The organism is Streptomyces longispororuber (assembly GCF_024448165.1).
Lineage (GTDB): Bacteria > Actinomycetota > Actinomycetes > Streptomycetales > Streptomycetaceae > Streptomyces > Streptomyces longispororuber_A.
The window spans coordinates 14,861-41,485 of sequence record NZ_JAMOLN010000076.1; the positions used below are offsets into that span (position 1 = coordinate 14,861).

Annotated in this window: 23 protein-coding genes; 9 read left to right on the top strand and 14 right to left on the bottom strand. The window is 72.5% G+C overall.

From position 1 onward, the window contains the following. The first annotated feature begins 2 nt into the window (after nt 1-2). Nucleotides 3-1,148 carry a glycosyltransferase 87 family protein gene (locus M4J07_RS21735; protein WP_374215064.1) on the top strand — a complete coding sequence of 382 codons (1,146 nt, stop codon included), beginning with the start codon at nt 3-5 and terminating at the stop codon, nt 1,146-1,148. On the opposite strand, the gene M4J07_RS21740 is transcribed toward M4J07_RS21735, so the two are convergent. Together M4J07_RS21740 and M4J07_RS21745 are read right to left on the bottom strand one after the other, a co-directional pair. Then, nucleotides 1,100-2,743 (bottom strand): DNA repair helicase XPB, encoded by a 1,644-nt coding sequence (locus M4J07_RS21740; RefSeq protein WP_255974430.1) that lies wholly within the window; start codon nt 2,741-2,743, stop codon nt 1,100-1,102. The genes M4J07_RS21735 and M4J07_RS21740 overlap by 49 nt on opposite strands. A gap of 94 nt (nt 2,744-2,837) precedes the next feature. Continuing rightward, nucleotides 2,838-5,330, bottom strand: coding sequence for a helicase-associated domain-containing protein (locus tag M4J07_RS21745; protein WP_255974432.1), 2,493 nt, complete (start codon nt 5,328-5,330; stop codon nt 2,838-2,840). Between the two features lie 167 nt (nt 5,331-5,497). Here M4J07_RS21745 and M4J07_RS21750 point away from each other — a divergent pair, with 167 nt between their 5' ends. Beyond that, nucleotides 5,498-6,550, top strand: a complete 1,053-nt coding sequence (locus M4J07_RS21750; RefSeq protein ID WP_255974434.1) for a hypothetical protein — start codon at nt 5,498-5,500, stop codon at nt 6,548-6,550. A 4-nt stretch (nt 6,551-6,554) separates the two neighbouring features. Here the strand turns inward: M4J07_RS21750 and M4J07_RS21755 are convergent, their stop codons facing one another. The 4 genes from M4J07_RS21755 to M4J07_RS21770 are packed head-to-tail and all read right to left on the bottom strand — an operon-like array spanning nt 6,555 to nt 10,414. Continuing rightward, on the bottom strand, nt 6,555-7,532 hold the full coding sequence (locus M4J07_RS21755) for an ABC transporter substrate-binding protein (RefSeq protein ID WP_255974436.1): 978 nt from the start codon (nt 7,530-7,532) through the stop codon (nt 6,555-6,557). A gap of 22 nt (nt 7,533-7,554) precedes the next feature. Next, entirely contained in the window at nt 7,555-8,355 is an 801-nt protein-coding gene (locus M4J07_RS21760; RefSeq protein WP_255974438.1) for an ABC transporter ATP-binding protein, read from the bottom strand. Beyond that, nucleotides 8,352-9,422 (bottom strand): FecCD family ABC transporter permease, encoded by a 1,071-nt coding sequence (locus M4J07_RS21765; protein ID WP_255974439.1) that lies wholly within the window; start codon nt 9,420-9,422, stop codon nt 8,352-8,354. Before M4J07_RS21765 ends, M4J07_RS21760 begins: the two co-directional genes overlap by 4 nt. Next, a complete protein-coding gene (locus tag M4J07_RS21770; protein WP_255974441.1) occupies nt 9,419-10,414 on the bottom strand; it encodes a FecCD family ABC transporter permease in 996 nt (331 codons plus the stop codon). The genes M4J07_RS21765 and M4J07_RS21770 overlap by 4 nt, the downstream gene beginning before the upstream one ends. A 95-nt stretch (nt 10,415-10,509) precedes the next feature. Here M4J07_RS21770 and M4J07_RS21775 point away from each other — a divergent pair, with 95 nt between their 5' ends. Beyond that, on the top strand, nt 10,510-11,157 hold the full coding sequence (locus M4J07_RS21775) for an HAD family hydrolase (RefSeq protein WP_255974443.1): 648 nt from the start codon (nt 10,510-10,512) through the stop codon (nt 11,155-11,157). Here the strand turns inward: M4J07_RS21775 and M4J07_RS21780 are convergent. Continuing rightward, nucleotides 11,142-11,396 carry a hypothetical protein gene (locus M4J07_RS21780; RefSeq protein ID WP_255974445.1) on the bottom strand — a complete coding sequence of 85 codons (255 nt, stop codon included), beginning with the start codon at nt 11,394-11,396 and terminating at the stop codon, nt 11,142-11,144. The two genes, M4J07_RS21775 and M4J07_RS21780, sit on opposite strands and share 16 nt — an antisense overlap. 164 nt (nt 11,397-11,560) lie before the next feature. Between M4J07_RS21780 and M4J07_RS47940 the strand changes: the two genes are divergently transcribed. Further along, a complete protein-coding gene (locus M4J07_RS47940) occupies nt 11,561-11,944 on the top strand; it encodes a cold-shock protein (protein ID WP_043226786.1) in 384 nt (127 codons plus the stop codon). 21 nt (nt 11,945-11,965) lie between these two features. Here M4J07_RS47940 and M4J07_RS21790 read toward each other — a convergent pair whose 3' ends face one another. From M4J07_RS21790 to M4J07_RS21805, 4 genes are all read right to left on the bottom strand, one after another. Further along, nucleotides 11,966-12,835 (bottom strand): 1,4-dihydroxy-6-naphthoate synthase, encoded by an 870-nt coding sequence (locus M4J07_RS21790; protein WP_255974447.1) that lies wholly within the window; start codon nt 12,833-12,835, stop codon nt 11,966-11,968. Then, nucleotides 12,832-13,548 carry a futalosine hydrolase gene (locus M4J07_RS21795; RefSeq protein WP_255974449.1) on the bottom strand — a complete coding sequence of 239 codons (717 nt, stop codon included), beginning with the start codon at nt 13,546-13,548 and terminating at the stop codon, nt 12,832-12,834. Before M4J07_RS21795 ends, M4J07_RS21790 begins: the two co-directional genes overlap by 4 nt. After that, nucleotides 13,518-13,994, bottom strand: a complete 477-nt coding sequence (locus M4J07_RS21800) for a DUF2771 domain-containing protein (protein WP_255974451.1) — start codon at nt 13,992-13,994, stop codon at nt 13,518-13,520. Before M4J07_RS21800 ends, M4J07_RS21795 begins: the two co-directional genes overlap by 31 nt. 313 nt (nt 13,995-14,307) lie before the next feature. Continuing rightward, nucleotides 14,308-15,648 (bottom strand): MFS transporter, encoded by a 1,341-nt coding sequence (locus M4J07_RS21805; protein WP_255974452.1) that lies wholly within the window; start codon nt 15,646-15,648, stop codon nt 14,308-14,310. A gap of 401 nt (nt 15,649-16,049) precedes the next feature. On the opposite strand from M4J07_RS21805, the gene M4J07_RS21810 reads away from it, so the two are divergent. The 3 genes from M4J07_RS21810 to M4J07_RS21820 all read left to right on the top strand — a co-directional run bounded on the left by M4J07_RS21810 (nt 16,050) and on the right by M4J07_RS21820 (nt 21,325). Continuing rightward, nucleotides 16,050-16,976 carry a DUF3027 domain-containing protein gene (locus M4J07_RS21810; protein WP_255974454.1) on the top strand — a complete coding sequence of 309 codons (927 nt, stop codon included), beginning with the start codon at nt 16,050-16,052 and terminating at the stop codon, nt 16,974-16,976. Nucleotides 16,977-17,126: 150 nt separating this feature from the next. Then, nucleotides 17,127-20,258 carry a sacsin N-terminal ATP-binding-like domain-containing protein gene (locus M4J07_RS21815; protein WP_255974456.1) on the top strand — a complete coding sequence of 1,044 codons (3,132 nt, stop codon included), beginning with the start codon at nt 17,127-17,129 and terminating at the stop codon, nt 20,256-20,258. Nucleotides 20,259-20,434: 176 nt separating this feature from the next. Then, nucleotides 20,435-21,325, top strand: coding sequence for a DUF5707 domain-containing protein (locus tag M4J07_RS21820; RefSeq protein ID WP_255974458.1), 891 nt, complete (start codon nt 20,435-20,437; stop codon nt 21,323-21,325). 19 nt (nt 21,326-21,344) lie between these two features. Here M4J07_RS21820 and M4J07_RS21825 read toward each other — a convergent pair whose 3' ends face one another. Together M4J07_RS21825 and M4J07_RS21830 are read right to left on the bottom strand one after the other, a co-directional pair. Continuing rightward, the gene (locus M4J07_RS21825; RefSeq protein WP_255974460.1) at nt 21,345-23,744 is read right to left on the bottom strand and encodes an HAD-IC family P-type ATPase; all 2,400 of its coding nucleotides are present in this window, start codon (nt 23,742-23,744) and stop codon (nt 21,345-21,347) included. Between the two features lie 109 nt (nt 23,745-23,853). Beyond that, complete coding sequence (locus M4J07_RS21830; protein ID WP_255974462.1) at nt 23,854-24,111, bottom strand: DUF2530 domain-containing protein; 258 nt, start codon at nt 24,109-24,111, stop codon at nt 23,854-23,856. 252 nt (nt 24,112-24,363) lie between these two features. Here M4J07_RS21830 and M4J07_RS21835 point away from each other — a divergent pair, with 252 nt between their 5' ends. Continuing rightward, complete coding sequence (locus tag M4J07_RS21835) at nt 24,364-25,812, top strand: NCS2 family permease (RefSeq protein ID WP_255974463.1); 1,449 nt, start codon at nt 24,364-24,366, stop codon at nt 25,810-25,812. A 20-nt stretch (nt 25,813-25,832) separates the two neighbouring features. On the opposite strand, the gene M4J07_RS21840 is transcribed toward M4J07_RS21835, so the two are convergent. Further along, nucleotides 25,833-26,015, bottom strand: coding sequence for a BrnA antitoxin family protein (locus M4J07_RS21840; protein ID WP_255974465.1), 183 nt, complete (start codon nt 26,013-26,015; stop codon nt 25,833-25,835). A 156-nt stretch (nt 26,016-26,171) separates the two neighbouring features. Between M4J07_RS21840 and M4J07_RS21845 the strand changes: the two genes are divergently transcribed. Next, a complete protein-coding gene (locus tag M4J07_RS21845; protein WP_255974467.1) occupies nt 26,172-26,609 on the top strand; it encodes a MarR family winged helix-turn-helix transcriptional regulator in 438 nt (145 codons plus the stop codon). The last annotated feature ends 16 nt before the right edge of the window (nt 26,610-26,625 follow it).

Here is a 26,625-nt window from a genome sequence, read left to right on the forward strand (position 1 = left end):
GCGTGATTCAACGCGCACGGTGCGTAGCGCCGTACTTCCTCCTCGCCGCCTCCGTCGCCACCCTCCTCACCCTCACCACCACCCGGCCCACCCCCATGGCCGACGCCCTCGTCTACCGCGCGGAGGGCGCCGCCGCGGTCGCCGGCGGGCAGGACCTCTACGGATTCGCCGTCACGGAGTGGCAACTCCCCGCCACCTACCCCCCGTTCGCCGCGCTGCTCTTCGTCCCCACCGCCTGGCTCCCGGTCCCCGCCCTCAAGGCCGTCTTCCTCCTCGGCAACATCGCCCTCACCGCCCTCCTGGTCCACCTGTCCTGCCGCCTGGCGGGCCTGCGGTCCACGAGGGCGGCGGTCTGCGCGGCCACGGCGCTCGCGCTCTGGCTGGAACCGGTGTTCCAGACCGTCCTGTTCGGCCAGATCAACCTCGCCCTGACCTGCCTGATCCTGTGGGACCTCGGCAGGCGACCGGGCGCCCGCGGCAAGGGCGTCGCGCTCGGCGTGGCGGCCGGGATCAAGCTGACGCCGGCCGTCTTCATCGCCTACCTGTTCCTGACGGGACGGCGCCGAGAAGCCGCGTACGCCACCGCGGGACTCACCGGCACCGTGGCGCTCGGCGCGCTCGTCCTGCCGTACGCCAGCGTGGAGTTCTGGACCCGGCGCCTCTACGAGACGAGCCGCGTCGGCAAGGCGTGGATCGTGGACAACCAGTCGTTGCAGGGGCTCGTCGCCCGCGCGCTGCACACCACCGAACCGGGCCTGTTCTGGGCCGTCCCCGCCGCCCTCGTCGCGACGGCGGGGCTCCACGCGGCGGTCCGCCTCGCGCGCACCCCGGCCCACGGGATCACGCTCACCGCGTTCACCGCCCTGCTGGTGTCACCGATCAGCTGGTCGCACCACTGGGTGTGGTGCGTGCCGCTGCTCGCGCTGCTGTGGGCGGGCGGTCACCGTCGTACGGCCTGGGCGGTGGCGGCCCTGTTCACCGCCCGCAGCATGTGGCTGCTGCCGCACCAAGGGGATCTGGACCTGCGATTCCCCTGGTGGCAGCAGCCGTTGGCGTCCCCGTACTCGCTGCTCGGGCTCGCCGTCCTCGTGGCTTGGGCTCAGCTCTCGGCGAGCAGGTCGTCGGCGTCGACGATCCGGTACGCGTAACCCTGCTCGGCCAGGAACCGCTGCCGGTGGGCGGCGAAGTCCTGGTCGATGGTGTCGCGGGCGACGACCGAGTAGAACCGGGCCTCGTGCCCGTCCGCCTTCGGGCGCAGCACCCGGCCGAGGCGCTGGGCCTCCTCCTGGCGCGAGCCGAACGTGCCCGACACCTGGATGGCGACCGTCGCCTCCGGCAGGTCGATCGAGAAGTTCGCGACCTTCGACACGACGAGCACGGAGATCTCGCCCTCCCGGAACGCGTCGAAGAGCTTCTCGCGCACCGCGTTCGTCGTCTCGCCCTTGATGACCGGGGCGTCCAGGTGGGCGCCCAGTTCGTCGAGCTGGTCGATGTACTGGCCGATGACGAGCGTCTGCTCGCCCTTGTGCTTGCGCACCAGGGCCTCGGTGACCTTGCGCTTCGTCGCCGTCGTCGCGCAGAAGCGGTACTTCTCCTCGGCCTCGGCGGTGGCGTACGCGAGCCGCTCGGAGTCCGTGAGGTTGACGCGGACCTCCACGCAGTCGGCCGGGGCGATGTACCCCTGCGCCTCGATCTCCTTCCACGGAGCGTCGAAACGCTTCGGCCCGATCAGCGAGAAGACGTCCGACTCACGGCCGTCCTCCCGTACCAGGGTGGCGGTGAGGCCGAGGCGGCGCCGGGCCTGGAGGTCGGCGGTGAACTTGAAGACCGGCGCGGGCAGCAGGTGCACCTCGTCGTAGATGACCAGGCCCCAGTCGCGGGAGTCGAAGAGCTCCAGGTGCGGGTACACACCCTTCCGCTTCGTCGTCAGCACCTGGTACGTGGCGATCGTGACCGGCCGGATCTCCTTCTTCGTACCGCTGTACTCGCCGATCTCGTCCTCGGTGAGCGACGTCCGCTTGACCAGCTCGTGCTTCCACTGGCGGGCGGACACGGTGTTCGTGACGAGGATCAGCGTCGTCGCCTTCGCCTCCGCCATCGCCCCGGCTCCGACCAGCGTCTTGCCGGCGCCGCAGGGCAGCACGACGACACCGGAGCCGCCGTGCCAGAACCCCTCGACGGCCTGCTTCTGGTACGGGCGCAGCGACCAGCCGTCCTCGGCGAGGTCGATGGCGTGCGCCTCGCCGTCCACGTACCCGGCGAGGTCCTCGGCGGGCCAGCCCAGCTTCAGCAGCGTCTGCTTGATCTGGCCGCGCTCGGAGGGGTGCACGGCGACGGTGTCGGCGTCGATCCGGGCGCCGACCAGCGGCTGGACCCGCTTGGACCGCAGGATCTCCTCCAGGACCGGGCGGTCCGTGGTCGTCAGGACCAGGCCGTGGGCGGGGTGCTTGCTCAGCGTGAGACGCCCGTACCGGTCCATGGTCTCGGCGATGTCGACGAGCAGCGCGTGCGGCACCGGGTACCGGCTGAACTCCACGAGCGCGTCCACGACCTGCTCGGCGTCGTGCCCGGCGGCCCGCGCGTTCCACAGCCCGAGCGGCGTCAGCCGGTAGGTGTGGATGTGCTCCGGCGCCCGCTCCAGCTCGGCGAACGGCGCGATCGCCCGACGGCACGCGTCGGCCTGCTCGTGGTCGACCTCGAGGAGCAGGGTCTTGTCCGACTGGACGATGAGTGGACCGTTCACGCGACACCCTTTCTGCATGGCTCGGTGTGGCCAAACGTCCAGTGTGCCGCATCCCGTGGGGTGGGCGCCGTGACTCAGGTCGCCTCCGGCTCCCTCACTGGTCGGAGAGCTCCGCGACCCCCGTCACCCGGTGCAGCGGATACGTGCGGACCTCGTCGGCCGTGTGGTCGTACGCCGTCACGAAGCCGCCCTCGACGCGGATCGGGGCGATGACGCGCTGGCTCGCGGCGCCCTCGGCGTTGACGTAGCCGATCCACAGGGTGTCGCCCGTCATGACCGCCGCCTGCATCGTGGCGAGGGTGTCGGCGGGGGTGGTGCGGGGGAGTTCGCCGTTCGCGGCCGGGGCCTGCTTGCGCGGGGTCGTCGCCGCCGTGTCACCCGCCCTGATCGCGCGGATCGCGGCGTCGAGGAGGGTGCCGTCGGGCAGCGGCGGGCCGTCCGGGACCGGTTCGGGGGCCGTGCGCGGCGGGGTGCGGTGGGCGTGGGCGCGGGTGATCAGGACGTCGCCCTCGGGAGTCTCCGCGGCGGGCGCGAAGCCCATCGAGCGCAGGCCCTCCAGGAGCGTGCCGGGGTCCGCCTGGGCCGCGAGGACCGTGGGGGCCAGGCGGCGCAGGCGCAGCGGTGCCGCCCGCTTGTCCGCCATGATCTCGCCGAGCACGGCGTCGTCGTCGCAGCGCACGTAGGCCGAGGCGGCGCCGATGCGCAGATGGCCGTGGCGGCGGGCCACGTCGTCGATCAGGTAGGTGAGCGGCTGCGGCACCGGGGTGCGGGAGTGCGCGGTCAGGAACGTGTGCAGGTCGGACGCGGTGCGGCCGGCGTCCAGGGCGCGGCGCACCGAGCCCGGCGTGAACCGGTAGACGGTCGCGCCGCCCTTCGACTCGACGTCGGCCAGGACGGCGAGGGCGTCCGCGAGCGGCCGCTCCAGCGGACCGGGCGCCACCGCCGTCAGGTCCGCCTGCAGCAGGACGTGGTCGAGGGGGTCGGGCAGCAGCGGGGACAGCAGCTTCTCGGCGCGGGCCGCGGCGACGGACGCCTCCGGCGCGCCCGCCCCGTTCGCCCCGGTCTCGCCGGGCGTGGGCAGCAGCGCGCGGCCGTGCGCCGCGAGGGCCCCGCGCCCGGTCACCCCGAGCAGCTCGGCCTCCGCCAGGGTCCACCGGGCCAGACGGGTGCGCAGGTCGAGGGCGGCGGGGGAATCAAAGGGGCGCGCAGCGCCTTCGCTGGAAGGGCGGTGGTGGGTGACGGGCGGGCGCTCCCAGGTGAGGCGGGCCGTCAGCGACTCGGGTTCGGGCTCGGTGCCCTCCGGCAGGGCCGCCAGCAGGGCGAGGATCCGGTGGCGGACCTCGGGCGCCGCCGAACGGTCCAGGTGCGGGCCGAGCGCCGACAGCGTCCGGTCCTTGCCGTCCCGCCCGCCGACCAGACCCGAGGTGCGGGTCGCCGTCAGCCACGGCACCACGAGCCGCGTCCACCGCTCGGCCGGGGGCAGCTCCACCCACTCGTCGTACGCCGGGGTCGCCGCGTACCGTTCGTCGGCCTCGCCGTCCGACGCCAACAGCCCGGCCGCGTAGGCGAGTTCGACCCAGAAGGCGGCCGTCTGCTCGGTCGTGTCGAGGGCCGTCGCGGTGCGCTTGAGGTCCCGTACGCTCAGCCCGCCCGCGCGCAGCACGGCCGGGCCGCCCTCGTCCCAGTCCTTCAGCAGCTCCTCGACGGTGTCCAGCGCCGTGTGGGCCTGCGCCGCCGCCGTCGCGTCCACAACCTGTGGACGGTGCGCCGTCCGCTCCCGCACGGCGGGCGCCAGCGGCTCCAGCTCGCGGTGGGCGCGGCCGCCGCGCAGGTGCAGCGCCACCTCCCGGGGCAGCACCACGGTGCCGGGCGTGGTCGGCACCAGCAGGCCCCGGTCGAGCAGCCAGCGCAGGTGCGCCGCGGGCTGCGCGGTGACCTGCCCGTACGGCGGCCCCCACACCAGCCGGTTCAGTACGTCCACGGCCTCGGCCGGTGCCTCGTCGAGCAGCGCCGACATCCGGTCGGGCGTCGTGAACAGCTCGGTGAGCGCCGCCACCGCCGACACCGGGTCGTGCGTGGACGCGAGCCCGGCCGCCGCGACGATCTCCTGCACCCGGCCGGGCGACATGCCCGACGTGGCCTCCGCGACGGTCGGGCCGAGACCGGTGGGCGAGGGGTGCTGCGGGGCGGGGGAGAGCAGTTCGCGGGCGGTGCGGACGAGCCGGAGCTGGTCGTCGGCGCCCCACGCCAGGGCCTGCTCGCGCAGGCGCGCCACGGCGCGGGGCAGCGCCTCCTCGGTGCCGTCGCCGGGCAGCAGGCCGCGCAGCGTCGCGTACGCCGTCGGTTCGGGGGTCACCGCGAGCGCCTGCGCCACCTGCTGCGTGAACCGGTCGAGGCGGTCCAGGGCGCGGATCACCGAGGCGCGGGTCCCGGCGCGGGTGGCGAGCTGGGTGAGGTCGTTCGGAACCGGGCCGAGCAGGTCCGGCCGGGCCCGCAGGAGGCGGGCCAGGGAGGCGTCGTCCCGGGTTCGCAGGGCTTCCGCGAGGGAGCGGGGCGGCGCCGCCGGTGTCTGCTCGTTGGGGCTCATCTGACCCACGGTAGCGGGCCACGGTCCGGCCACCGCCGCCGAAGGCCGGGTGCGCTTCCGTCGTGGCTGGTCGGGCCCGCGACGGGGCCGCCGGCCGGCCCGGCCCCGCACCCCGGCCGGGCGCTGTACCGTCGTGGGGTCAACTGCGCCACCCCGGAGGGGACTTCGTGTCGATCGAGAGTGATCAGCTCGTCTTCGACTATCTGAGCCGGGTCGGGGACCTGGCCCAGCAGCGCCAGCTGCCGTCCGCGATGCGGATGCGCCTGGTGACGGAGCTGCGGGGCGAGATCGACCGGCACCGCGCCAAGGTCACCGTCGACAGCCCGGCCGCCGTGCGCCGCATCCTCGACCGGCTGGGCAGCCCGGACCAGATCGTGGGCGGCGCTCAAGAAAAAGGGGCAAGAGGTGCGGGAGGGGCGGGCGCTGACCCCGCCGCGCCGCTGACCAGGCCGCTGCCCGAGCAGCCCACCGGCAGGAACCCGGCCAGGGGCGGGCTGCGCCGCAAGGTGCCGCGCCCGCGCCGCGAGGCCCGCGACCCCGATCCCGTACGGGACGAGGCGCCCGCCCCGCCGCACCTCGCCGGCACGGACGAGCTGGGCTCGGCGGAGGGCGAGACGGACTGGTGGCGGATCGGAGACGGGCCAGGCGGGGTGCTGACCGAGACGGACAGCGTGCCGGGGTTCGTGGGCGGGGTGGAGATCCCGGACATCCTCAGGGCGCCGGGCAAGCAGGGCGGCAGGCCCGACCTGCGCAAGAAGCCGGTGCACGAGCCCGTGGCCGACGAGCCGGAAGCGGACGAGGACGACGAGGGCGCGGAGGACGCGTCCGGTGCCGCGCGGCGCGGCCGGCGCGCCGCCCGGCCGCGGCTCGGCCCCGTCGGCGGCTGGACGAACCCGCTGCTGCTCCTCGCGGCCGCGGCCCTCGTGGCCGGCGCGGTCCTCGGCAACATCCTCCCGCTGGTCATCGGCTGGGGCGTCGTCTATCTGTCCCGGCGGCTGACACTGGGGCAGAAGAAGCTGGCGGTGTTCGCGCTGCCGGGGCTCGCCGCGGCGGCCGGCATCGTCTGGCTGTGGGGCCGCACCGACGGCCGGTGGGGCGAGCCGATCGCCGACGGGCGGATGAGCGGCGCGCTGAACGAGACCTGGCCGTGGGTGCTGCGGGGCGCCGCGATCGCCTCCGCCCTGTATCTGGTGTGGCGGTCGCAGCGCCCCCGCGGCTGACGGTCTAGCGGGTCAGGTCGGACTGGAGTTCCGCGAGGATCTGGTTCGCCGCGGTGTAGCCGATGCCCTGGAGCCACAGTTCGTCGTCGACCTGGAAGACCTTGCCGTCCTCGACGGCCTTGAGGTTCTTCCACAGGCCGCTCGTCGTGGTCTGCGTGACCTTCGCCTTGCCGGGGCTGCCGTAGGTGGAGGTGAAGATGACGTCCGCGTCGGCCTTGTCGATCTGCTCGGGGCTGACGTCGTACGAGAACCCGTCCTTGGCCTTGTCGGTGATCGCGGGGCGGCCCACGCCGACGTCGGCGAGGATCGTGCCGATGTAGTTCTTCTTGCCGTAGATCCGGATGTCGGCGCCCTCGACGAAGCGGACGACGTTCACGTCCGTGGCGGCGGCCTTCGCCTTGCCGCCGAGCGCCTTGGTGACCGCCTCGGCGTGGTCCTCGTACGCGCTGATCGCCTTCTCGGCCTGCGCGGTGCGGCCGAGCGCGTCGGCGTGGACGAGGAAGTTCTGCTTCCAGGGGTAGCCCGTCGTCTCGGTGAGGACGGTCGGGGCGATGGCGCTGAGCTGCTGGTAGCGCTGGCCGTCGCGGACCTTGCTGCTGAGGATCAGGTCGGGCTTGAGGCCCGCGATCTTCTCCAGGTTGGGGGCGGCGATCTCGCCGACCTCGGTGATGTCCTTCGTGCTGCTCTTCGGCAGGTACGACAGGACGGCCTGTTCGGCGCCGGCCCGGGTGGCGCCGACCGGCCGCACGCCCAGGGTGACCGCCGAGTCGAGTTCGGCGGTGTCGAGGACGACGACGCGCTTCGGGTTGTTCTTGACCTTGACGTCGCCCATGGCGGTCCTGACGGTGTGGGTGCCGTCGCCTGCGGCGGTGCTGCCGGTCTTCTTCCCGGACTCGTCGGAGTCGCTGCAGGCCGTCAGGGCCAGGGCCAGGGCCGTGGTGAGGGCGAGGGTGCCGATGACAGTGCCGCGGTGCGTGTGCATGGGGTGCCTTTCGGGATCGCGTCTACCGGATTGACGTTCCTTGCCACGGGGCGCCGGGGACCACCAGCGGGGATCCGGTCACCGGGTCGGGGACGACCACGCAGTCCAGGCCGAAGACGTCGTGGACGAGTCCGGCCGTGACGATCTCGGCCGGCGGGCCCTCGGCGACGATACGGCCCGCCTTCATGGCGACGAGGTGGTCGGCGTAGCGGGCCGCCTGGTTGAGGTCGTGCAGGACGACCGCGACGGTGCGCTTCTTGTCGTGGTTGAGCTGGCGCACCAGGTCCAGGACCTCCACCTGGTGCGCGATGTCGAGGTAGGTGGTGGGCTCGTCGAGGAGGAGGATGTCGGTCTCCTGGGCGAGGGCCATCGCGATCCAGACGCGCTGGCGCTGGCCGCCTGAGAGTTCGTCGACGTTGCGGTCGGCGAGGGCGGCGACGTCGGTGCGCTCCATGGCCTCGGTCACCGCCTTCTCGTCCGCGTCGGACCACTGCTGCCACCAGCTCTGGTGCGGCTGGCGGCCGCGCGAGACCAGGTCGGCGACGGTGATCGCCTCGGGGGCCACGGGGCTCTGCGGCAGCAGGCCGATCTGCTGGGCGATCTTCTTGGTGGGGAGTTCGGCGAGCGCCCTGCCGTCGAGCAGGACGGAGCCGCCCGCGGGCTTCATGAGGCGGCCGAGCGCGCGCAGCGTCGTCGACTTGCCGCAGGCGTTGGGGCCGACGATGACCGTGACCTGCCCGTCGGGCACGGCGAGGTCGAGGTTGTGCACGACGGTGCGGTCCTCGTAGGCGAGCGTCAGGTCGCGGGCCGAGAGCCGGCTCATGCGGTGCCTCCGGAGCTGGAGCGGACGGTGCGGCTGCGGACGATCAGCCAGATCAGGTAGGGCGCGCCCACGGCCGCCGTGAGGACGCCCACGGGCAGTTCGGTGGGGGAGAAGAGGCGGCGGGCCAGCAGGTCGCCGACCACCACGATCACGGCGCCGAGGAGTGCGGAGGAGACCAGCGGGATCTGGGCGGTGCGGGTCAGCCGGCGGGCGATCTGCGGGGCGAGCAGCGCCACGAAGTCGACCGGTCCCGCCGCGCCGGTGGCGACGGAGGCCAGGATCACGCCGAGGGCGACCAGGCCGAGCCGGACCCGGCCGAGCCGCACGCCGAGGGCGGTGGCGGTGTCGTCGTCCAGGGAGACGGTGCGCTGGGCGCGGGCCGCCCATGCGACGGCCGGGGCGAGGATCAGCAGGATCCAGCCGAGCGGTTCGGCCTCGGGCCAGCCCCGCCCGTTGAGCGAGCCGGTCATCCAGATCTGCGCCTGCTGGGCGACCAGGTAGTCGCCCTTGGTCATGAAGAGCGTGGTGATCGAGCGCAGGGCGATCGCGAAGCCGATGCCGATGAGGACGAAGCGGGTGGCGTGCAGTCCGCCCCGCCAGGCGAAGAGGTAGACCAGGGCGGCCGCGACGACGCCGCCGGCCACGGAGACGTACGGCAGGACGGTGTACGAGGTCAGGCCGAAGGTCATCGCGGCGACCGTGACCGCGCTCGCGCCCTGGCTGATGCCGATGATGTCGGGGCTGGCGAGGGGGTTGCGGGCGACGGTCTGGATCAGCGCGCCCGCGATGCCGAAGGCCAGGCCGACCAGCAGTCCGACGACCATGCGGGGCTCGCGCAGCGTCCCGACGACCAGTTCGTCGGGCGACGGCTGCCCGGTGAGGACCTTGAGGACCTCGGCGGGGCTGGTGAACGTCTCGCCGACGCAGAGGTACGCGAGGCAGCTCACGGCGAGGACGAGGGCCAGGACGCCGGCCACCACGGTCGCCCTGCGGTGCAGCAGGAAGCGGGCGCGGCCCGCGCGGACGACCGCGTAGCCGGCCGGCCGGACACCGGTGAGGGCGCTCATGCGGGCACCGCCTTCCTGCGCACGAGGGTGACCAGGAACGGCACGCCGATCAGCGCCGTCATCACTCCGGCGGGCACCTCGCTCGGCGGGAAGACCACCCGGCCCACGGTGTCGGAGACCAGCAGCATCACGGGCCCGGTCAGCGCCGCCATCGGCAGCAGCCAGCGGTGGTCGGAGCCGACCAGGGCGCGGGCGATGTGCGGGACGGCCAGGCCGATGAAGGCGATCGGGCCGGCGGCCGCCACCCCGACGCCGGTGAGGATCGTCGCGCCGAGACCGCCGACGATCCGGACGGTCGCCACCCGCTGCCCGAGGCCCTTCGCCACGTCCTCGCCGAGCGCGAGCGCGTCCAGGCCGCGGGCGACGGACAGCACGAGGACGGTGCCGAGGAGCAGGAACGGCCAGACCTGGCCGACCAGTTCCGTGTCCCGGCCGGAGAGCGAGCCGACCTGCCAGAAGCGGAACTCGTCGAGCGCGGAGGCCTTCGTGGTGAGGATCGCGGTGGTGACGGAGACCAGCAGAGCGTTGATCGCGGCGCCGCCGAGCGCCAGTTTCACCGGGGTCGCGCCGCCTCTGCCACTGGACGCGATGGCGTACACGGCGACGGAGGCGAGGCCCGCGCCGACGAACGCGATCCACACGTAGCCGGTCAGGGTGTGGATGCCGAGGTAGGCGATGGCCAGGACCACGCCCACGGACGCGCCCTGGCTGATGCCGAGGATGCCCGGGTCGGCGATGGGGTTGCGCGTGATGCCCTGGAGGACGGTGCCGGCGAGCGCGAGGGCCGCCCCGACCATCAGGCCGATGAGCGTGCGCGGCAGCCGCAGGCCCCTGACCACCTCGGCGGCGTCGCTGTGCCCGCCGTGCAGCAGGGCGTCGAACACGGCGGACGGCGCGATCGCCCGGGCTCCCACCGCGAGGCTGAGCAGCACCGCGAGGGCCAGCGCCACCACCGCCGCCACGATCGCGACGGCGCGGCGTCTGACGGGCATGGGCGTGTTCTCTCCGCAGTAGGGTCCGGAATGTCTTGGCTTGGTAAGGCTTAGCTAAGTATTCCTCGGGAAAGCCCATCGTATGCCCGGGCAGAATGGCACCCATGGCTGACCTCCAGGACCCCACGCACCCCACCGGCCCCACGGTCGGCTTCGACCTCGACATGACGCTGATCGACTCCCGGCCCGGCATCCACGCCACGTGGCTCGCCCTGTCCGAGCGGACCGGCACGTACGTGGACGCGGACCTGGTCGTCACCCGGCTCGGGCCACCGCTGGAGACGGAGCTCGCCCACTGGTTCCCCGCCGAGCAGATCCCGGCCATGGCCGATCTCTACCGTGAGATGTATCCCACACACGCGATCACGGGCACGCTGCCGATGCCCGGCGTCCACGAGACGATCGCCGCCGTGCACGCGGCGGGCGGCCGGGCCGTCGTCGTCACCGCCAAGTACGAGCCCAACGCGAAACTGCACCTGCAGCATCTGGACATCGCGGCGGACGCCGTCGTCGGAAACCTGTGGGCCGAGGGCAAGGGCGAGGCGCTGCGCGAGCACGGCGCGAGCGTCTACGTCGGCGATCACGTCGGTGACGTGCGCGGCGCCCGCACGGCGAACGCGCTGTCCGTGGGCGTGACGACCGGGCCGTGCGACGCGGCGGAACTGCGCGCCGCGGGCGCCGACGTGATTCTCGCCGACCTGACCGAATTCCCGGCCTGGCTGGATCGTTACGTACGCGCCTGACGGCGCTGGGCCGCGATGCCGCGCAGTATGCCGGCGGCGGCCAGGAGAAAACCGACGCCCATCAGCATGCACACCGCATAAGCGACGGGCGGGAACGGGTCGGTGTCCAGAAACAGCGGGGCCATCGTGACCAGGGTGGCGATCGCTCCCACGAGGAAGACGATGCCGCCCGCTTTCACGAGTCCGTCGCCGGGTCCAGTATCGGTCGCCCGGGAATTGGCTTGGGTTTTGTCGCGCACCCGGTCAGGGTAGTTCCCAGCGCATAAGGACAAGTACGGAACCCTTCGGCGACGTCTTGTCACCAGCCCCGTTCCCCATAGTCTTGGTGGCGGCGGGTCGGAACACGACCCGCTGTACTGCTATCCAGAGCGTTTTCTTTCTAGTACGAGGACGAGGACTTCACGTGCCTACCGGCAAGGTCAAGTGGTTCAACAGCGAGAAGGGCTTCGGCTTCCTCTCCCGCGACGACGGCGGCGACGTCTTCGTGCACTCCTCCGTACTGCCCGACGGTGTCGACGCCCTCAAGCCCGGCCAGCGCGTCGAGTTCGGGGTCGTCGCCGGCCAGCGGGGCGACCAGGCGCTCTCCGTCACGATCCTCGACCCGACCCCGTCGGTGGCCGCGGCGCAGCGCCGCAAGCCGGACGAACTGGCGTCGATCGTCCAGGACTTGACGACGCTGCTCGAGAACATCACGCCGATGCTGGAGCGCGGCCGCTACCCCGACAAGGCCGCCGGCAAGAAGATCGCCGGCCTGCTGCGGGCGGTGGCGGACCAGCTGGACGTCTGAGCCGGAATCTTCTTACGGGTCCTACGGGAACGCGAGCGCGTCGGGGGCCAGGGCGGGCACCAGGCCCTCGGCCGCCGCCCGGGTCAGCAGTCCCCGGATCGCCGCGTAGCCGTCCTCGCCGAGGTCGGCGGTGAACTCGTTGACGTACAGGCCGATGTGCTGGTCGGCGACCGACGGGTCCATCTCCTGCGCGTGGTCCATCACGTACGCACGCGAGGCCTCCGGGTCGTCCCAGGCCATGCGCACCGACGTGCGGACGGCGTCCGCGTACCCGCGCAGCTTCTCGGCGCCCAGGTCGCGCCGGGCGATGATCGCGCCGAGCGGGATCGGCAGACCGGTCGTCGCCTCCCAGTGCTCGCCCATGTCGGCGAGCTTGTGCAGACCGTAGTTCTGGTACGTGAAGCGGGCCTCGTGGATGACGAGACCGGCGTCGATCTTCCCGTCCCGCACGGCCGGCATGATCTCGTGGAACGGCATGACGACGATCTCGCCGACGCCGCCGCCGGGCACCGTGTCGGCCGCCCACAGCCGGAACAGCAGATACGCGGTCGAGGTCTCGCTGGGCACCGCGACGCGCTTGTCGGAGAGGTCGACGCCCGGCTCGCGGGTCAGCACCAGCGGACCGCAGCCCCGGCCGAGCGCGCCGCCGCACGGCAGCAGCGCGTAGTCGTCGAGGACGTACGGCAGGACCGCGTAGGAGACCTTCAGGACGTCGTAGGCGTCCTCGCGGCGCTCGGCGACGCCGTTGGTGATGTCGATGTCGGCGAACGTCACGTCGAGCGCGGGGGCGCCCGGGACGCGGCCGTGGGCCCAGGCGTCGAAGACGAAGGTGTCGTTCGGGCACGGCGAGAAGGCGATGCGTACTGCCGCGGCTTCGTTGTCGGTCGTCATGAACTGCTCCAACTCGTGAGGACGGGCGCCGACTTCCCGAACGCGTCGGTGAGCGCGGCCAGCGCGTCACCGATCCGCCAGGCGGCGCGGTCGCGGGGCCCGACGGCGTTGGAGACGGCACGTATCTCGGCCACCGGTACGCCGTGCGCGGCGGCGGCCTCGGCGACCCCGAAGCCCTCCATCGCCTCGGCGACGGCGCCCGGGTGGCGCTGGGCGAGCAGCGCGGCGCGGTCGGCGGTGCCGGTCACCGTGGAGACGGTGAGCACGGTGCCGACGGCGGCGGCATCCAGGGACAGGGCCGCGGCGAGGTCTCGTACGAGGGATGCCGGCGGACGGTGGGTGACGGTCCCGAAACCGAGCTCGGTGACCGGGAGGAACCCCTCGGGGGTCTCGGCGCCCAGATCGGCGACGGTGATCGCGTCGGCCACCAGGAGGGCGCCGGGCGGGGCGGTGAAGCCGCCGCCGATGCCGGCCGAGACGGCCAGGGTGTACGGGCGGCCGGCCAGTGCGGCCGTGGTGAGCGCGGTGGCCGTGCCCGCGGCGGCGGCCGCGGGGCCCACCCCGACGGCGACCACGTCGACCGCCGGATGTGCGTCGAGCAGGCCCTGCGCCACCGCGTCCCGTTCGGCCGGGACGGCGGTGGCGACGAGGACGCGTGCCGCTGCCGGGCTACCGGTGGACGTCAGGAGTCCTTCTTGAGCTTGAACGACCACAGGCCGTACGCCTTGGAGTTGGCGCCCGCCAGGATGGTGACCGTGGTGGAGGAGCCGGTGGCGCCGTACTGCTGGTTGAAGAACACGCTGCCGGGAACCGTGCGGTAGGTCTTCTTGCTGGAGTCGGTCAGCGGCTGACCGTTCATCAGCAGCGTCCAGCCCTTGTCCGCGATCTCCGGGTCGACGCCGAAGCGGACCGTCGCGTCGGGGTCCACCGAGATGGACTTGGCGTCCTTGTCCTTCAGGCAGTCCTGGAGGGAGGACGGCTTGAGCGCTTCGCCGTCGTTGTAGCAGGAGGCCTCGGAGTGCACCGTGTTGCGGTCCACCGTGACGGTGGCCAGCGGGGTCGGCTTGTCGCAGGCGGAGAGGGCGAGCAGTCCGGCGCCGACGGCACCGACGGCAGCCATGGCGCGGCGGTGGCGCGCGGCGAAACGCTGGGAGGTCATGGCCGAAGGCTATCGGGAGGCATCGGCCCCGTTGCGAGCCGGGTACGGCGTGCCGCGTCCCTCCGGGTTTGCGTGGTCCCGCGTGGGCGTGTGCCGTGACCTGTCGCGTTGGCGTGTGCGGGTGATCTGTGGCCGGCCGCGCCCCGCGGCGGAGCCGCTGATGACGCAGCCCCGCGCCCCTGAAGGCATGCGCTGCGCGCGGCCTTCTCCCCCGGGGAGATGCCGCACGGAGTGCGCATCTCAGGGGCGCGGGGAACTGCGCGAGAAGCCCCACCGGCCCGCAGAGGCCGACGCGCCAGAAACCCGGCAGACGCTAGGCCACCCGAGCCGAACGCCCCGCCCCACCCCGTGCCGCGGCCAGAAGACCCCGCACCGTCGTCAGCCACCCCACCGCCACGATCCCCGCCGCCACCGAGAGCCCCAGCGCCCCGTTCAACGGCAGCGCGATCCCGATCGCCCCACCCAGCACCCACGCCACCTGCAACAACGTCTCCGACCTGGCGAACGCCGACGTCCGCACCGCCTCCGGCACGTCCCGCTGGATCGTCGCGTCCAGCGACAGCTTGGACAGGGCCTGCGCGAACCCGGCGACCGCCGCGAGGAACGCCGTCATCACCGCCCCGAAGAAGATCGCCGACGTGATCGCGACACCGAGCACCACCGCCACCACGGTCACGATGATGATCTCGGGCGCCCGCGCCTTCAGCCACGCCCCGACCGCCGTGCCCAGCGCGTTTCCCGCGCCCGCCGCCACGCCGACGATGCCGAGCGACACGGCCGCGCTCTGCCCGGTCATCGGATGCTCGCGCAGCAGGAACGCCAGGAAGAAGATCAGGAAGCCGGAGAGGGCCTTCAGCGAGGCGTTCGCCCCGAGGGCGTGGGTGACGGCGGGACCGACCGTGCGCAGCCCGGGCCGGCGCTGCCGCTTGCCAGGACCGTGCAGGTGCTCCTCGTCCGCCGCGAGCAGCGCCTTGCTCTCGCCCTTCGCCGAGTCGACCTTGCGCGGCATCGAGAACGACAGGAACATCCCGGTCACGTACAGCACGAAGGCCCCGAACAGCGGCCAGCGCGGCCCGATCGTCTGCAGTCCCGCCCCGACCGGGGCCGCCGCGGCCGTGGCGAGCAGCCCGGCCAGCGTGACCCGCGAATTCGCCTTCACGAGGGAGAAGCGGGCCGGCAGCAGCCGTGGCACCACCGCCGAGCGCACCACGCCGTACGCCTTCGACGCGACGAGCACGCCGAGCGCCGCCGGGTACAGCTGGAGGCTGCCGCTGACCACCGCGCTCGACAGGACCAGCGCGAGCAGCGCCCGCGCCAGCATCGAACCGGCCATCGCGGCCCGCCGCCCGTGCGGCAGCCGGTCGAGCAGCGGCCCGATGACGGGCGCCAGGAGGGTGAAGGGCGCCATCGTGATGGCGAGGTAGAGGGCGACCCGGCCGCGGGCCTCGTCCGTGGGGACGGAGAAGAACACCGTGGACGCGAGGGCGATGGTGATCATGACGTCACCCGCGCCGTTCACCGCGTGCAGTTCGATCAGTTTTCCGAGACCGGACTCGCCCGCGCCGTGCGCGTGGGTCGCTTTCCGGATGCCGCGCGCCGTGCCGGTGAACGGCAGGTGCAGGGCACGCCCGATCTTGCGGACGGCCCCGCGCACCGGGCCCGCACCGCTGTATTCGTACCGTGTCGCACCAGATGAACCGGACGAACGCGACGAACTCGCCGAGCTGGACGACGACGACCTTGCGGCAGTCACCCAGTCATAGTGCCCCTTGAACGCCCGTACTAGTGCCGATATGGGAGTGCGGGTCGGCTTTCGCGTCAGGTGCGGCTCGTACGTCGGTGTGGGCGCAGGGCGTGGAAGGAGGTAGCGTGCGTAGCGCGCCCGCGGCGGTTGTTCTCGGCCGCGCGCCTCTCGGCCATCCCGCAGAATGGATGGCGTAGGTGCGCCCGGAACGTCGGGCGTGGACGTCGACGCGGCCCCCTGGTCCGCTCCGTCCGCGCTCCCGCTCACCGGACGGCGCACTCGTGAGACGGCGTAGGAGAGAAGCGATACCTGTGAGCGCAGCGACAACGCGAAGCCGCACCCCTGACCGTCTGTGCGCCGAGGCGGTCGACATCGCCCGCGCCGCCGCCGAGGAGGCGGCCGCCCCCGGGGTGGTCGGTGAGCACGTCGAGACGGTCGTCGAGGGCGACCGCGTCGTCACGCACCTCTTCGAGTGCAAGGAGTTCGGCTACCGGGGCTGGCGCTGGGCCGTGACCGTGGCCCGGGCCTCCCGCGCCAAGCACGTCACGCTCGACGAGGTCGTGCTGCTGCCGGGCCCCGACGCGCTGCTGGCCCCCGAGTGGGTGCCGTGGAGCGAGCGGCTCCGTCCCGGCGACCTGGGCCCGGGCGACCTGCTGCCCACCGAGGCCGACGATCTGCGGCTCGAACCCGGCTTCTCCGGCGAGGACGCGCCGCCGCCGAACTCTCCGGTGTCCGAGGACATGGCCGAACTGGTCGAGGCGGAGGACGTCGAGGTGACGCAGGGGCCCGTGGCGGCCCTGCCCGTCGCGCCGGCCCGCGGCTCGATCGCGTCCGTCGCCGAGGAGCTCGGCATGCGGCGTGCGCGGGTCCTGTCGCGGTACGGGCTGCACGTCGCGGCCGACCGCTGGGAGGAGTCGTTCGGCGCGAAGACCCCGATGGCGCAGGCCGCGCCCGCGACATGCGTCTCGTGCGGCTTCCTCACCCCGGTCGGCGGCTCCCTCGGCCAGGCCTTCGGCGTCTGCGCGAACGAGTTCTCGCCGGCGGACGGGCGGGTCGTCTCGCTGTCGTACGGGTGTGGTGGGCATTCGGAGGCCGCGGTCATGCCGAAGCCGCCGCGGCCGGCGGAGCCGGTGATCGACGAGAACGTCGTCGACGCGTTTCCGCTCCGCGCGGAGCCGGATGCCGGGTCGGTCAGCGCTGCCCCCGCGACCGGCGCGGACGACCTCGGTCACTCGTAGGCAGGTCTCTGCCGCGTCGACGGCTGCGGCTCCGCCTCGGGGCGCGAGAAGCCCCACCCACCCGCACCCGGTGACGCGACGCCGGGTTCCGTGGTGCGGAGCGATAACGTTCGGCCCCGGACCTGACCACGCCGCCCAGAGGAGTCACCCGTGAGCGGGAGCAAGATCGCGCGTCCGGCGCCGGAGGGCATCGACCCGTTCGGCACCGCCAGACTCCGCCGAGGCGTGCTGGACGCGTGGACCGGCAGCGCAGCCCGGTTCCGGGAGGACGCCAACGCCGAGGAGGACCTCGCGCTCGGCGGCTACCGGGACCGGCTCGTCGTCGAACTCGCCCAGAACGCCGCCGACGCCGCCGCCCGCGCCGGAACCGAGGGCCGCCTCGCCCTGACCCTGAAGGACGGCGTCCTCGCCGCCGCGAACACCGGCGCCCCGCTGGACGCGGCCGGCGTCGAGTCGCTGTCCACGCTGCGCGCGTCCGCGAAGCGGGAGGACACCGAGACCGCGGTGGGCCGGTTCGGCGTCGGGTTCGCCGCCGTCCTCGCCGTCTCCGACGAGCCCGCCGTGGTCGGCAGGACCGGCGGCGTGCGCTGGTCGCTCGGCGAGGCCCGGCTCGCCGCCGAGGAGACCGCCCGGCACGCCCCTTCCCTCGGCACCGAGCTGCGCCGCCGCGACGGTCACGTCCCGCTGCTGCGGCTGCCGTTCGCCGCGGAGGGCTCGGCCCCCGAGTCGTACGACACCGTCGTCATCCTGCCGCTGCGCGACCAGGCCGCGGAGGCGCTCGCCGCCCGCCTCCTCGACGCCGTGGACGACACGCTGCTGCTCGCCCTGCCGGGCCTGTCCGAGGTCACCGTCACCACGGACGCCGGCACCCGCACGCTGCGCCGCCGCACCGACGACGTGTACACCGTCATCACGGACGACGCCCGGGAACCCGCCGAGCTGCGCTGGCGCACCGTCACCCGCAGCGGAGCCCTCGCCCCCGAACTGCTGGCCGACCGGCCCGTCGAGGAGCGGCTGCGGCCCCACTGGTCCGTCACCTGGGCCGTGCCCGTGAGCGCCGACGGCGCCCCGCAGAAGCCGGCGAGCGCCCCCGTCGTGCACGCGCCCACCCCGAGCGACGAGGCCCTCGGCGTGCCCGCGCTGCTGATCGCCTCGTTCCCCCTGGACACCGCCCGGCGGCACGTCGCACCCGGCCCGCTCACCGACCACCTCGTCGAGCGCGCCGCCGACGCGTACGCCGAACTGCTCGGCGCCTGGCGGCCGGTGGGCCCCGGCATCCTGGATCTGGTGCCGGGCCCGCTGGGCCGCGGCGAACTCGACGGCGCCCTGCGCGCCGCCGTCCTGGAGCGCCTGCCGCGCACGGCCTTCCTGCCGCCCGCCGTCGGCCCGCGGGACGAGGACGACGACCGGCCCGAGGCCCTGCGGCCGCGCGACGCCGAGGTCGTCGAGGGCGCGGGCGCCGACACCGTGCGGGTCCTCGCCGACGTGCTGACCGGACTGCTGCCCGCCGGGCTCGAACGCCGGGTCGAACTGCGCACGCTCGGTGTCGCCCGGGTCCCGCTGACCGAGGCCGTCGACCGGCTCGCGGGTCTGGAGAAGGAACCGGGCTGGTGGCGCAGCCTGTACGAGTCGCTCGCCGGGGTCGATCCCGACCGGCTCAGCGGACTGCCCGTCCCGCTCGCAGGGGGCCGCACCACCATCGGCCCCCGGCAGGTCCTGCTGCCCACCGCCGAGGCCTCGGGCGTGCCCGGCGACGCGCTCGCCCGGCTCGGCCTGAAGGTCGCCCACGCCGACGCCGCCCATCCGCTCCTGGAGAAGCTGGGCGCGCTGCCCGCCACCGCCCGCGCCGTCCTGACGACGCCTCAGGTACGGGCCGCGGTCGCCGCGTCGCTCGACGACGAGCCCGCCTGGGACGACGAAGGCACCCTGGGCGCCGACGAGTTGGCCGACGTCGTCCTCACCCTCGTACGGGACGCGCACCTCGACGTGGGTGACGAGCCGTGGCTGGGGGCCCTCGCGCTGCCCGACGACGAGGGTGAGCTGGTGCCCGCCGCCGAGCTGGTCCTGCCCGGCAGCCCGATCGCCTCGGTGCTGCGGGAAGGGGAACTGCCCTACGTCGACGACGAGCTGGCCGAGCGGTGGGGCGAGCAGCCCCTCGCGGCCTGCGGGGTGCTCGCCACCTTCGCGCTCGTCCGGGCCGCCGACGTGGTCCTCGACCCCGACGAACTCGAGCCGCGGGACAGCGACTTCCCCGAGCCCGACGACGCGGGGCTGCTCGACGCGGTCGACGTGTGGTGCGAGGACGTCCTCGACCGGCTGCCGGACTCGCCGGTGCCCCCGGTGGCCACCGAGCTCGTCGCCGTACGGGACCTGGACCTGGTCGACGAGGACCGCTGGCCGCAGGCGCTCGCGCTGCTGTCCAGGCCGCCGCTGCGCGACGCCCTCACCCAGCCCGTCCGTGTCCTGCTGCCCGACGGCACGCACGAGCTCGTCCGCCCGTACACGGCGTGGTGGCTGCGCGGGAACCCGGTGCTCGACGGGCGCCGGCCGGCCGGACTGCGGGCCGAGGGCGGCGATCCGCTGCTCGTCGGTCTCTACGAGCCCGCCGACGCCTCCGGTTTCGAGGACGAGCAGGTGCTCCGCGCCCTCGGGGTGCGCACGTCCGTCGCCGCGCTCCTCGAAGAGCCGGGCGGCGCCGCTGAGCTCCTGGACCGTCTCGCCGACCCGGACCGCCCGGTCGGCTCCGCCCAGCTCCACGCCGTCTACGGCAGGCTGGCCGACCTCGACCCCGAACAGGTCACCCTGCCCGACGAGTTGCGGGCGGTGCGGGACGGCGAGGTCGTGGTCGTCGACGCCGCGGACGCCGTCGTCGCCGACGCCCCCGACCTGATCCCGCTCGCCGCGGGCCGGGCGCTGCTGCCGGTCGCCCCGGCGAAGGCCGCGCACCTCGCCGAGCTCTTCCAGGTGCGGCGGCTGAGCGAGGCCGTCGACGCCGAGGTGACCGAGGAGGGGGAGACGCACCCCGTGCCCGACTCCGTGCGTGTCCTGCTCGGGGCCGCGACCCCGGCCTCGTACGTCGAGCACGAGGAGCTGTTCGTCGCCGGTACGGAGGTCGACTGGCGCCGCACCCCGGACGGCACCGTGCACGCGGCGACCGTGGAGGGCGTCGCGGCCGGTCTGGCCTGGGCGGCCGGGCAGTGGCCGCGCCGCTTCGAGGTGGCGGCGCTCCTGGAGGACCCGTCGCGCACGGAGGAACTGGCGCGGGACCGCTGGTTCGACTGAGGGCCGTTCCGCGGGGCTGCACGGCATCTCCGTAAATCAGTCACGAAATCTTCACTTGGCGTACAACCAGTCACGCGGGTCACGCGTCTACCTGGCGGGTCAACAGACCCCTAGACCACTTGGACCCGCGTGACAGCACCAGCACCGCGGGTCCCTTCTCCACCACTGGGGAACACATGCGCATTCGTGCCACCGCAGCTGCCGTGACGGTTTCCGGCGCCCTGGCCCTCACCGCGTTCGCCGTCCCGGCGGCGCAGGCCGGTGACAACGTGCTCGGCTCCGCCGCCGCCCAGCGGGTCGCCGACTTCCACAGCGGGCACGCCGCCTCGCGCGCCTCCACGTTCGCCGCCGCGTCCGGCTACGACGACCAGCTCGGCGACACCGCCCTCTCGAACGTCGTCGTGAACGGCGGCAAGGACGTCGTCCTCGGCACCTCCGCCAAGGCCAACTTCAAGGTGACCTTCACCGCCACGGACGACTCCGGCATCGACAACACCTCCGCGTTCGCGATCGTCTACCACGGCACGGACCTGGACTCCTCCGACAACGGCGCCCTGCAGAACGAGGCGGACGGCGCCACCACCTGCAAGACGGTCAACGCCACCACGTCGACCTGCACCCTGAGCTTCACGGTCGACCCGCGGGACCTGTGGAACGTGGACGCCGGCTCCTGGAAGGTGCTGGCGGGCGCGCAGGCCAACGACCTGGACTACTCGGTCCGCGAAAAGGTCAAGTCGTACAGCACCAAGCGCTACGCGAAGCTCACGACCAACGCCGCCCCCGAGCCGGTCAAGAAGGGCAAGACCATCACGGTCACCGGCCTGCTCTCCCGCGCCAACTGGGACACCGGCAAGTACATGGGCTACACCAAGCAGTCGGTGACCCTGCAGTACCGCAAGAAGACCTCCAGCACGTACACCAACGTCAAGACGGTCACGTCGTCCTCGACGGGCTCGCTGAAGACGACGGTCAAGGCGTCGGCCGACGGCTACTTCCGCTACAAGTTCGCGGGCACGTCGACCACCCCGGCCGTCACCTCCACCAGCGACTTCGTCGACGTCCGCTGATGAGCACGGCGGGCAACCGCTAGGCGGGGAAGCGGCGGTCGACCCACTTCCACAGGAATTCGAGGACGACCGCCGCCACCACCGCGACGCCCACCGCCGTCCACGGCATGGCGGCGCCGACCAGCTTCAGCGCGAAGAAGTCCTGCAGCCACGGCACGACCAGGACCAGCAGGAAGCCGAAGCCCATCGCCGCCACCAGGACGATCCGCCACCACGTGTAGGGGCGGGCCACGATGGCGAGCACCCACATCGAGATCAGGAACAGCGTCAGCGTCGCCGAACTGGTCTCCGCGTCCAGCGCGCCCGAGCCCGTGTAGTAGTGCCGGGCCACCAGGTACATCACGAAGGTGGCGATGCCCGCGACGGCGCCGCCCGGGATCGCGTACCGCATCACGCGTTTCACGAAGTGCGGTTTCGCGCGCTCCTTGTTGGGGGCGAGCGCGAGGAAGAACGCCGGGACGCCGATCGTCAGCGTCGACAGCAGCGTCAGGTGCCGCGGCAGGAACGGGTACTCGACCTGGAAGCAGACCACCAGCAGCGCGAGGATCACCGAGTAGACGGTCTTGACCAGGAACAGGGTCGCGACCCGCGTGATGTTGCCGATGACCCGGCGGCCCTCCGCGACGACCGAGGGCAGCGTCGCGAACGAGTTGTTCAGGAGCACGATCTGGGCGACCGCCCGGGTCGCCTCCGAGCCCGACCCCATGGACACCCCGATGTCGGCGTCCTTGAGCGCGAGCACGTCGTTCACGCCGTCGCCGGTCATCGCGACCGTGTGGCCGTGCGACTGCAACGCGCCGACCATGTCCCGCTTCTGCTGGGGCGTCACCCGGCCGAACACCGTGCCCGCGTCGAGCGCGTCGGCCATCCCCGCCTCGTCCTTGGGGAGCGTCCGGGCGTCGACGGTGTCCTCGGCGCCGGTCAGTCCGAGCTTGCCGGCGACCGCGCCGACGGAGACCGCGTTGTCGCCGGAGATCACCTTGGCCCTGACGTCCTGCTCGGCGAAGTAGCGCAGGGTGTCGGCGGCGTCCGGGCGCAGCCGCTGCTCCAGCACGACGAGCGCGGCCGGTTCGGTGCTCTCCAGGACCCGCGGGTCCTCCAGGTCCCTGGCCACGCGGGCGAGCAGCAGCACGCGCAGGCCCTGGTGGTTGAGGTCCTCGACCTCGGTGAGCGTGGGGTCGTCGGCGGGCAGCAGCACGTCGGGCGCCCCGAGCAGCCAGGCGCTGTTCGTCCCGTCGCCCTCGCTGAAGGCGGCGCCGCTGTACTTGCGGGCGGACGAGAACGGCAGGGACTCGGTGCAGCGCCAGTCGTCGCTGTCCGGGTAGGCGTCGATGACCGCCTGGAGCGAGGCGTTCGGCCGCGGGTCGGACTCGCCGAGCGCGCCGAGCACCTTGCGCACGTACCCCTCGTCGGCGCCCCCGAGCGGGCGCAGCTCGGAGACGTCCATGCCGCCCTCGGTGAGCGTGCCCGTCTTGTCGAGGCAGACGGTGTCGATGCGGGCGAGGCCCTCGATGGCGGGGAGTTCCTGGACGAGGCACTGCTGGCGGCCCAACCGGATGACACCGATCGCGAAGGCCACGGAGGTCAGCAGCACCAGGCCCTCGGGGACCATCGGCACGATGCCGCCGACGGTGCGCGCGACCGACTCCTTGAAGTCGTGCTCCTTGACCACGAGCTGGCTGATGACCAGGCCGATCGCGGTCGGGATCATCATCCACTGCACGTACTTGAGGATCGTGGAGATGCCGGAGCGGAGCTCGGAGTGGACGAGCGTGAACCGGCTCGCCTCCTCGGCGAGCTGCGCCGCGTACGCCTCGCGGCCCACCTTCGTCGCGGTGAACGCGCCGCCGCCCGCGACCACGAACGACCCGGACATCACGTCGTCGCCGGGCCGCTTGACGACCGGGTCCGCCTCGCCGGTCAGCAGGGACTCGTCGATCTCCAGGCCGTCCGCCTCCGCGCACAGCCCGTCCACGACGATCTTGTCGCCCGGCCCGATCTCGATCAGGTCGCCGAGCACGATCTCGGAGGTGGACACCTCGGCCGCGATCCCGTCGCGGCGCACCGTCGGCTTCGCCTCGCCGATCACCGCGAGCGAGTCCAGGGTCTGCTTGGCCCGCCACTCCTGGACGATGCCGATGCCGGTGTTCGCGATGATCACGAAGCCGAAGAGGCTGTCCTGGATCGGTGCGACGAACAGCATGATCAGCCAGAGGATGCCGATGATCGCGTTGAAGCGGGTGAAGACGTTGGCCCGGACGATCTCCGTGAGGGAGCGCGAGCTGCGCACCGGGACGTCGTTGACCTCGCCGCGGGAGACGCGCTCCGCGACCTCGGCGCCGGTGAGCCCCGTGGCCCGCTCCGGCACGGGTATCGGGTGGACCGGGTCGAGTTCGGCACCCGCGTCGATATGGGTCATGAGTTCGACGTTACGGGGGGATGTGCCGGTTCACCCCTTGAGCGGGCGAAAGATCCGACCAGGGGAGGACCCCCGTGGTTCCGTGGTTGTACGGCCCGTCGGGCCCCCGTCAGGTACGGCCCTCGGCGGCCGCCCGCTTGATCGCCGCGTCCCGCCCCCGCACGTACCAGATACCGATGAGCCCGAGGCCCGCGCCGGCCAGGCACGTCCACACCCACCAGGTGTGTCCGTGGTCGTCGAACCAGCCGTAGAACGGCAGCTGTACGAGGAAGAGGACGAACCAGAGGATCGTGCCGCCGGTGATGGTGGCGACCACGGGACCCTCCAGGGGTTCCGGTGCCTCGTGCTTGGGGGTCCACTTCGCCATGCGCACAGCTTACGAGGAGGTCCCCGGGGGTGTCACAGGCCCCGTATCAGCCGGGTCTACGCGCGGAGATAGCGAATTCCGCCTCATATGTTCATACTGAAACGGCCTGAGTCTGGCCACTTCTGTTCGTATGAAACACCAGAGGATGCATCGGGGAAGCCCTCTGGTGATCACTCGACAGCCAGGCTCGATCACTTCCCGCCCGTAGATCGCCGTAGATCTGCTCACTGCTGAATACCGCTGAGGTCATCCATGTCCACTTCGGCCACCGCCCCGGTCGACGTCAACCCGCAGCCGCCGTCGGCTCCGAAGAACGGCTTCGACCGGTACTTCAAGATCTCCGAGCGCGGTTCGACGATCCCTCGTGAGATCCGTGGCGGCTTCGCCACCTTCTTCGCGATGGCCTACATCATCGTGCTGAACCCGATCATCCTGGGCAGCGCGAAGGACATGTACGGGCACCAGCTCGACAACGGCCAGCTGGTCACCGCCACCGCGCTGACCGCCGCGTTCACCACGCTGCTCATGGGTGTCATCGGCAACGTGCCGATCGCGCTCGCCGCCGGCCTCGGCGTGAACACCGTGGTCGCCCTGCAGCTCGCGCCGCGCATGTCGTGGCCGGACGCGATGGGCATGGTCGTCCTCGCGGGCTTCGTCGTGATGCTGCTCGTCGCCACCGGTCTGCGGGAGCGCGTCATGAACGCGGTGCCGCTCGGTCTGCGCAAGGGCATCGCCATCGGTATCGGCCTGTTCATCATGCTGATCGGCCTGGTCGACTCGGGCTTCGTCTCGCGCATCCCGGACGCCGCGCACACCACGGTGCCGCTGCAGCTCGGCGCCGACGGTCACCTGAACGGCTGGCCGGTTCTCGTCTTCGTGCTCGGCGTGCTGCTGACCCTCGCGCTGATGGTGCGCAAGGTGCCGGGCGCGATCCTGATCTCGATCGTCGTGATGACGGTCGCCGCGGTGATCATCAACGCCGTCGCCACGGTGCCGTCCTGGGGTCTGACCACCCCGAAGTGGCCCGGCAACCCGGTCTCCACGCCCGACTTCGGGCTCGTCGGACAGGTCAGCCTGTTCGGCGGCTTCGAGAAGGTCGGCATCCTGACCGGCGTGCTCTTCGTCTTCACCGTGCTGCTGTCGTGCTTCTTCGACGCGATGGGCACGATCATGGGCATCAGCGACGAGGCGAAGCTGACCGACGCGAACGGTCAGATGCCCGGCATGAACAAGGTGCTCTTCATCGACGGCATCGCCGTCGCCGCCGGTGGCGCCTCGTCCTCCTCGGCCACCACCTGCTTCGTCGAGTCCACCGCCGGTGTCGGCGAGGGCGCGCGCACCGGCCTGGCCAACGTCGTCACCGGCGGTCTCTTCGCCGTCGCGCTGTTCCTCACGCCGATCGCCACGATGGTGCCGTCCCAGGCGGCCACGCCCGCGCTGCTCGCGGTCGGCTTCCTGATCCTGTCCGGCGGCATCCGTGCCATCGACTGGGACGACTGGACGATCGCCATCCCGGCCTTCGTGACGATGCTGATGATGCCGTTCACGTACTCGATCACGAACGGCATCGGCATGGGCTTCATCACCTTCACCGTGCTGCGCGTGGTCGCGGGCCGGGCCAAGGAGGTGCCGGTCGCGATGTACGCCGTGTCGGCGGTGTTCGCCTTCTACTACCTGATGCCGGCACTCGGCCTCACGTGAGCCGATAGCCCGCGCGGACCTCAGGCGGCCCCGTAGAACTTCTCCGTCTCCTCGACGGCCGTCTTGAAGCGTTCGTCGAAGTCGTCCCGAATGAGCGTCCGGACCACGTAGTCCTGGACGCTCATTCCTCTTTTGGCGGCGTGGGTCTTGAGCCGGTCGAGCAGCTCACCGTCTATCCGCAGGCTGAGCACAGTCGATCCCATGCGGAACAGGGTCCCGGTGTGTCGTGGCCGATTGCGTCACTTTCCGAATCCGGATCACTCGTTTGAGTGACGCGAGGTTTCCCGTGGCCTGGATCACTGGTCACGCGGGGCTTTTGCGGTGGTCGTTAGACACAGTAATGAGTTACGCTAACAAACATGCCGGACCTCCTGCATGGCGACGATGCCGCCGCCGTGAACTCCCTGCGCTCCGCAGTGATGCGCCTGTCGCGCCGACTCAAGCACCAGCGGGTCGACGAATCGCTGAGCCCCACCGAGATGTCGGTGCTCGGCACCCTCGCCGGATGCGGCTCCGCGACACCGGGTGAGCTGGCCCGCAAGGAGCACGTGCAGCCGCCGTCGATGACCCGCATCGTCGCGCTCCTTGAGGCCAAGGGACTGGTCAGGCTGGAGCCTCACCCCGAGGACCGTCGGCAGAAGGTCGTCACCTCCACCGAGCAGGCCGAGGCCATGCTCAAGGAGAGCCGCCGCAAGCGGAACGCATGGCTGGCCGGCCTCGCCGACGGTCTCGACGAGGACGAGTGGGCCAAGCTGCGCGCGGCCGCACCCGTCCTCGAGAAGCTCGCCCACCTCTGACAGACGACCGCCGAGG

Bases quoted from the DNA above. Each gene is read 5' to 3' on its own strand.
- M4J07_RS21755 (WP_255974436.1), bottom strand. From the start codon at position 7,532: ATGCACACGCACCGCGGCACTGTCATCGGCACCCTCGCCCTCACCACG.
- M4J07_RS21830 (WP_255974462.1), bottom strand. From the start codon at position 24,111: ATGGCGAAGTGGACCCCCAAGCACGAGGCACCGGAACCCCTGGAGGGT.
- M4J07_RS21770 (WP_255974441.1), bottom strand. From the start codon at position 10,414: ATGCCCGTCAGACGCCGCGCCGTCGCGATCGTGGCGGCGGTGGTGGCG.
- M4J07_RS21835 (WP_255974463.1), top strand. From the start codon at position 24,364: ATGTCCACTTCGGCCACCGCCCCGGTCGACGTCAACCCGCAGCCGCCG.
- M4J07_RS21825 (WP_255974460.1), bottom strand. From the start codon at position 23,744: ATGACCCATATCGACGCGGGTGCCGAACTCGACCCGGTCCACCCGATA.
- M4J07_RS21790 (WP_255974447.1), bottom strand. From the start codon at position 12,835: ATGACGACCGACAACGAAGCCGCGGCAGTACGCATCGCCTTCTCGCCG.
- M4J07_RS21760 (WP_255974438.1), bottom strand. From the start codon at position 8,355: ATGAGCCGGCTCTCGGCCCGCGACCTGACGCTCGCCTACGAGGACCGC.
- M4J07_RS21775 (WP_255974443.1), top strand. From the start codon at position 10,510: ATGGCACCCATGGCTGACCTCCAGGACCCCACGCACCCCACCGGCCCC.
- M4J07_RS21800 (WP_255974451.1), bottom strand. From the start codon at position 13,994: ATGACCTCCCAGCGTTTCGCCGCGCGCCACCGCCGCGCCATGGCTGCC.
- M4J07_RS21820 (WP_255974458.1), top strand. From the start codon at position 20,435: ATGCGCATTCGTGCCACCGCAGCTGCCGTGACGGTTTCCGGCGCCCTG.
- M4J07_RS21845 (WP_255974467.1), top strand. From the start codon at position 26,172: ATGCCGGACCTCCTGCATGGCGACGATGCCGCCGCCGTGAACTCCCTG.
- M4J07_RS21765 (WP_255974439.1), bottom strand. From the start codon at position 9,422: ATGAGCGCCCTCACCGGTGTCCGGCCGGCCGGCTACGCGGTCGTCCGC.
- M4J07_RS21745 (WP_255974432.1), bottom strand. From the start codon at position 5,330: ATGAGCCCCAACGAGCAGACACCGGCGGCGCCGCCCCGCTCCCTCGCG.
- M4J07_RS21840 (WP_255974465.1), bottom strand. From the start codon at position 26,015: ATGGGATCGACTGTGCTCAGCCTGCGGATAGACGGTGAGCTGCTCGAC.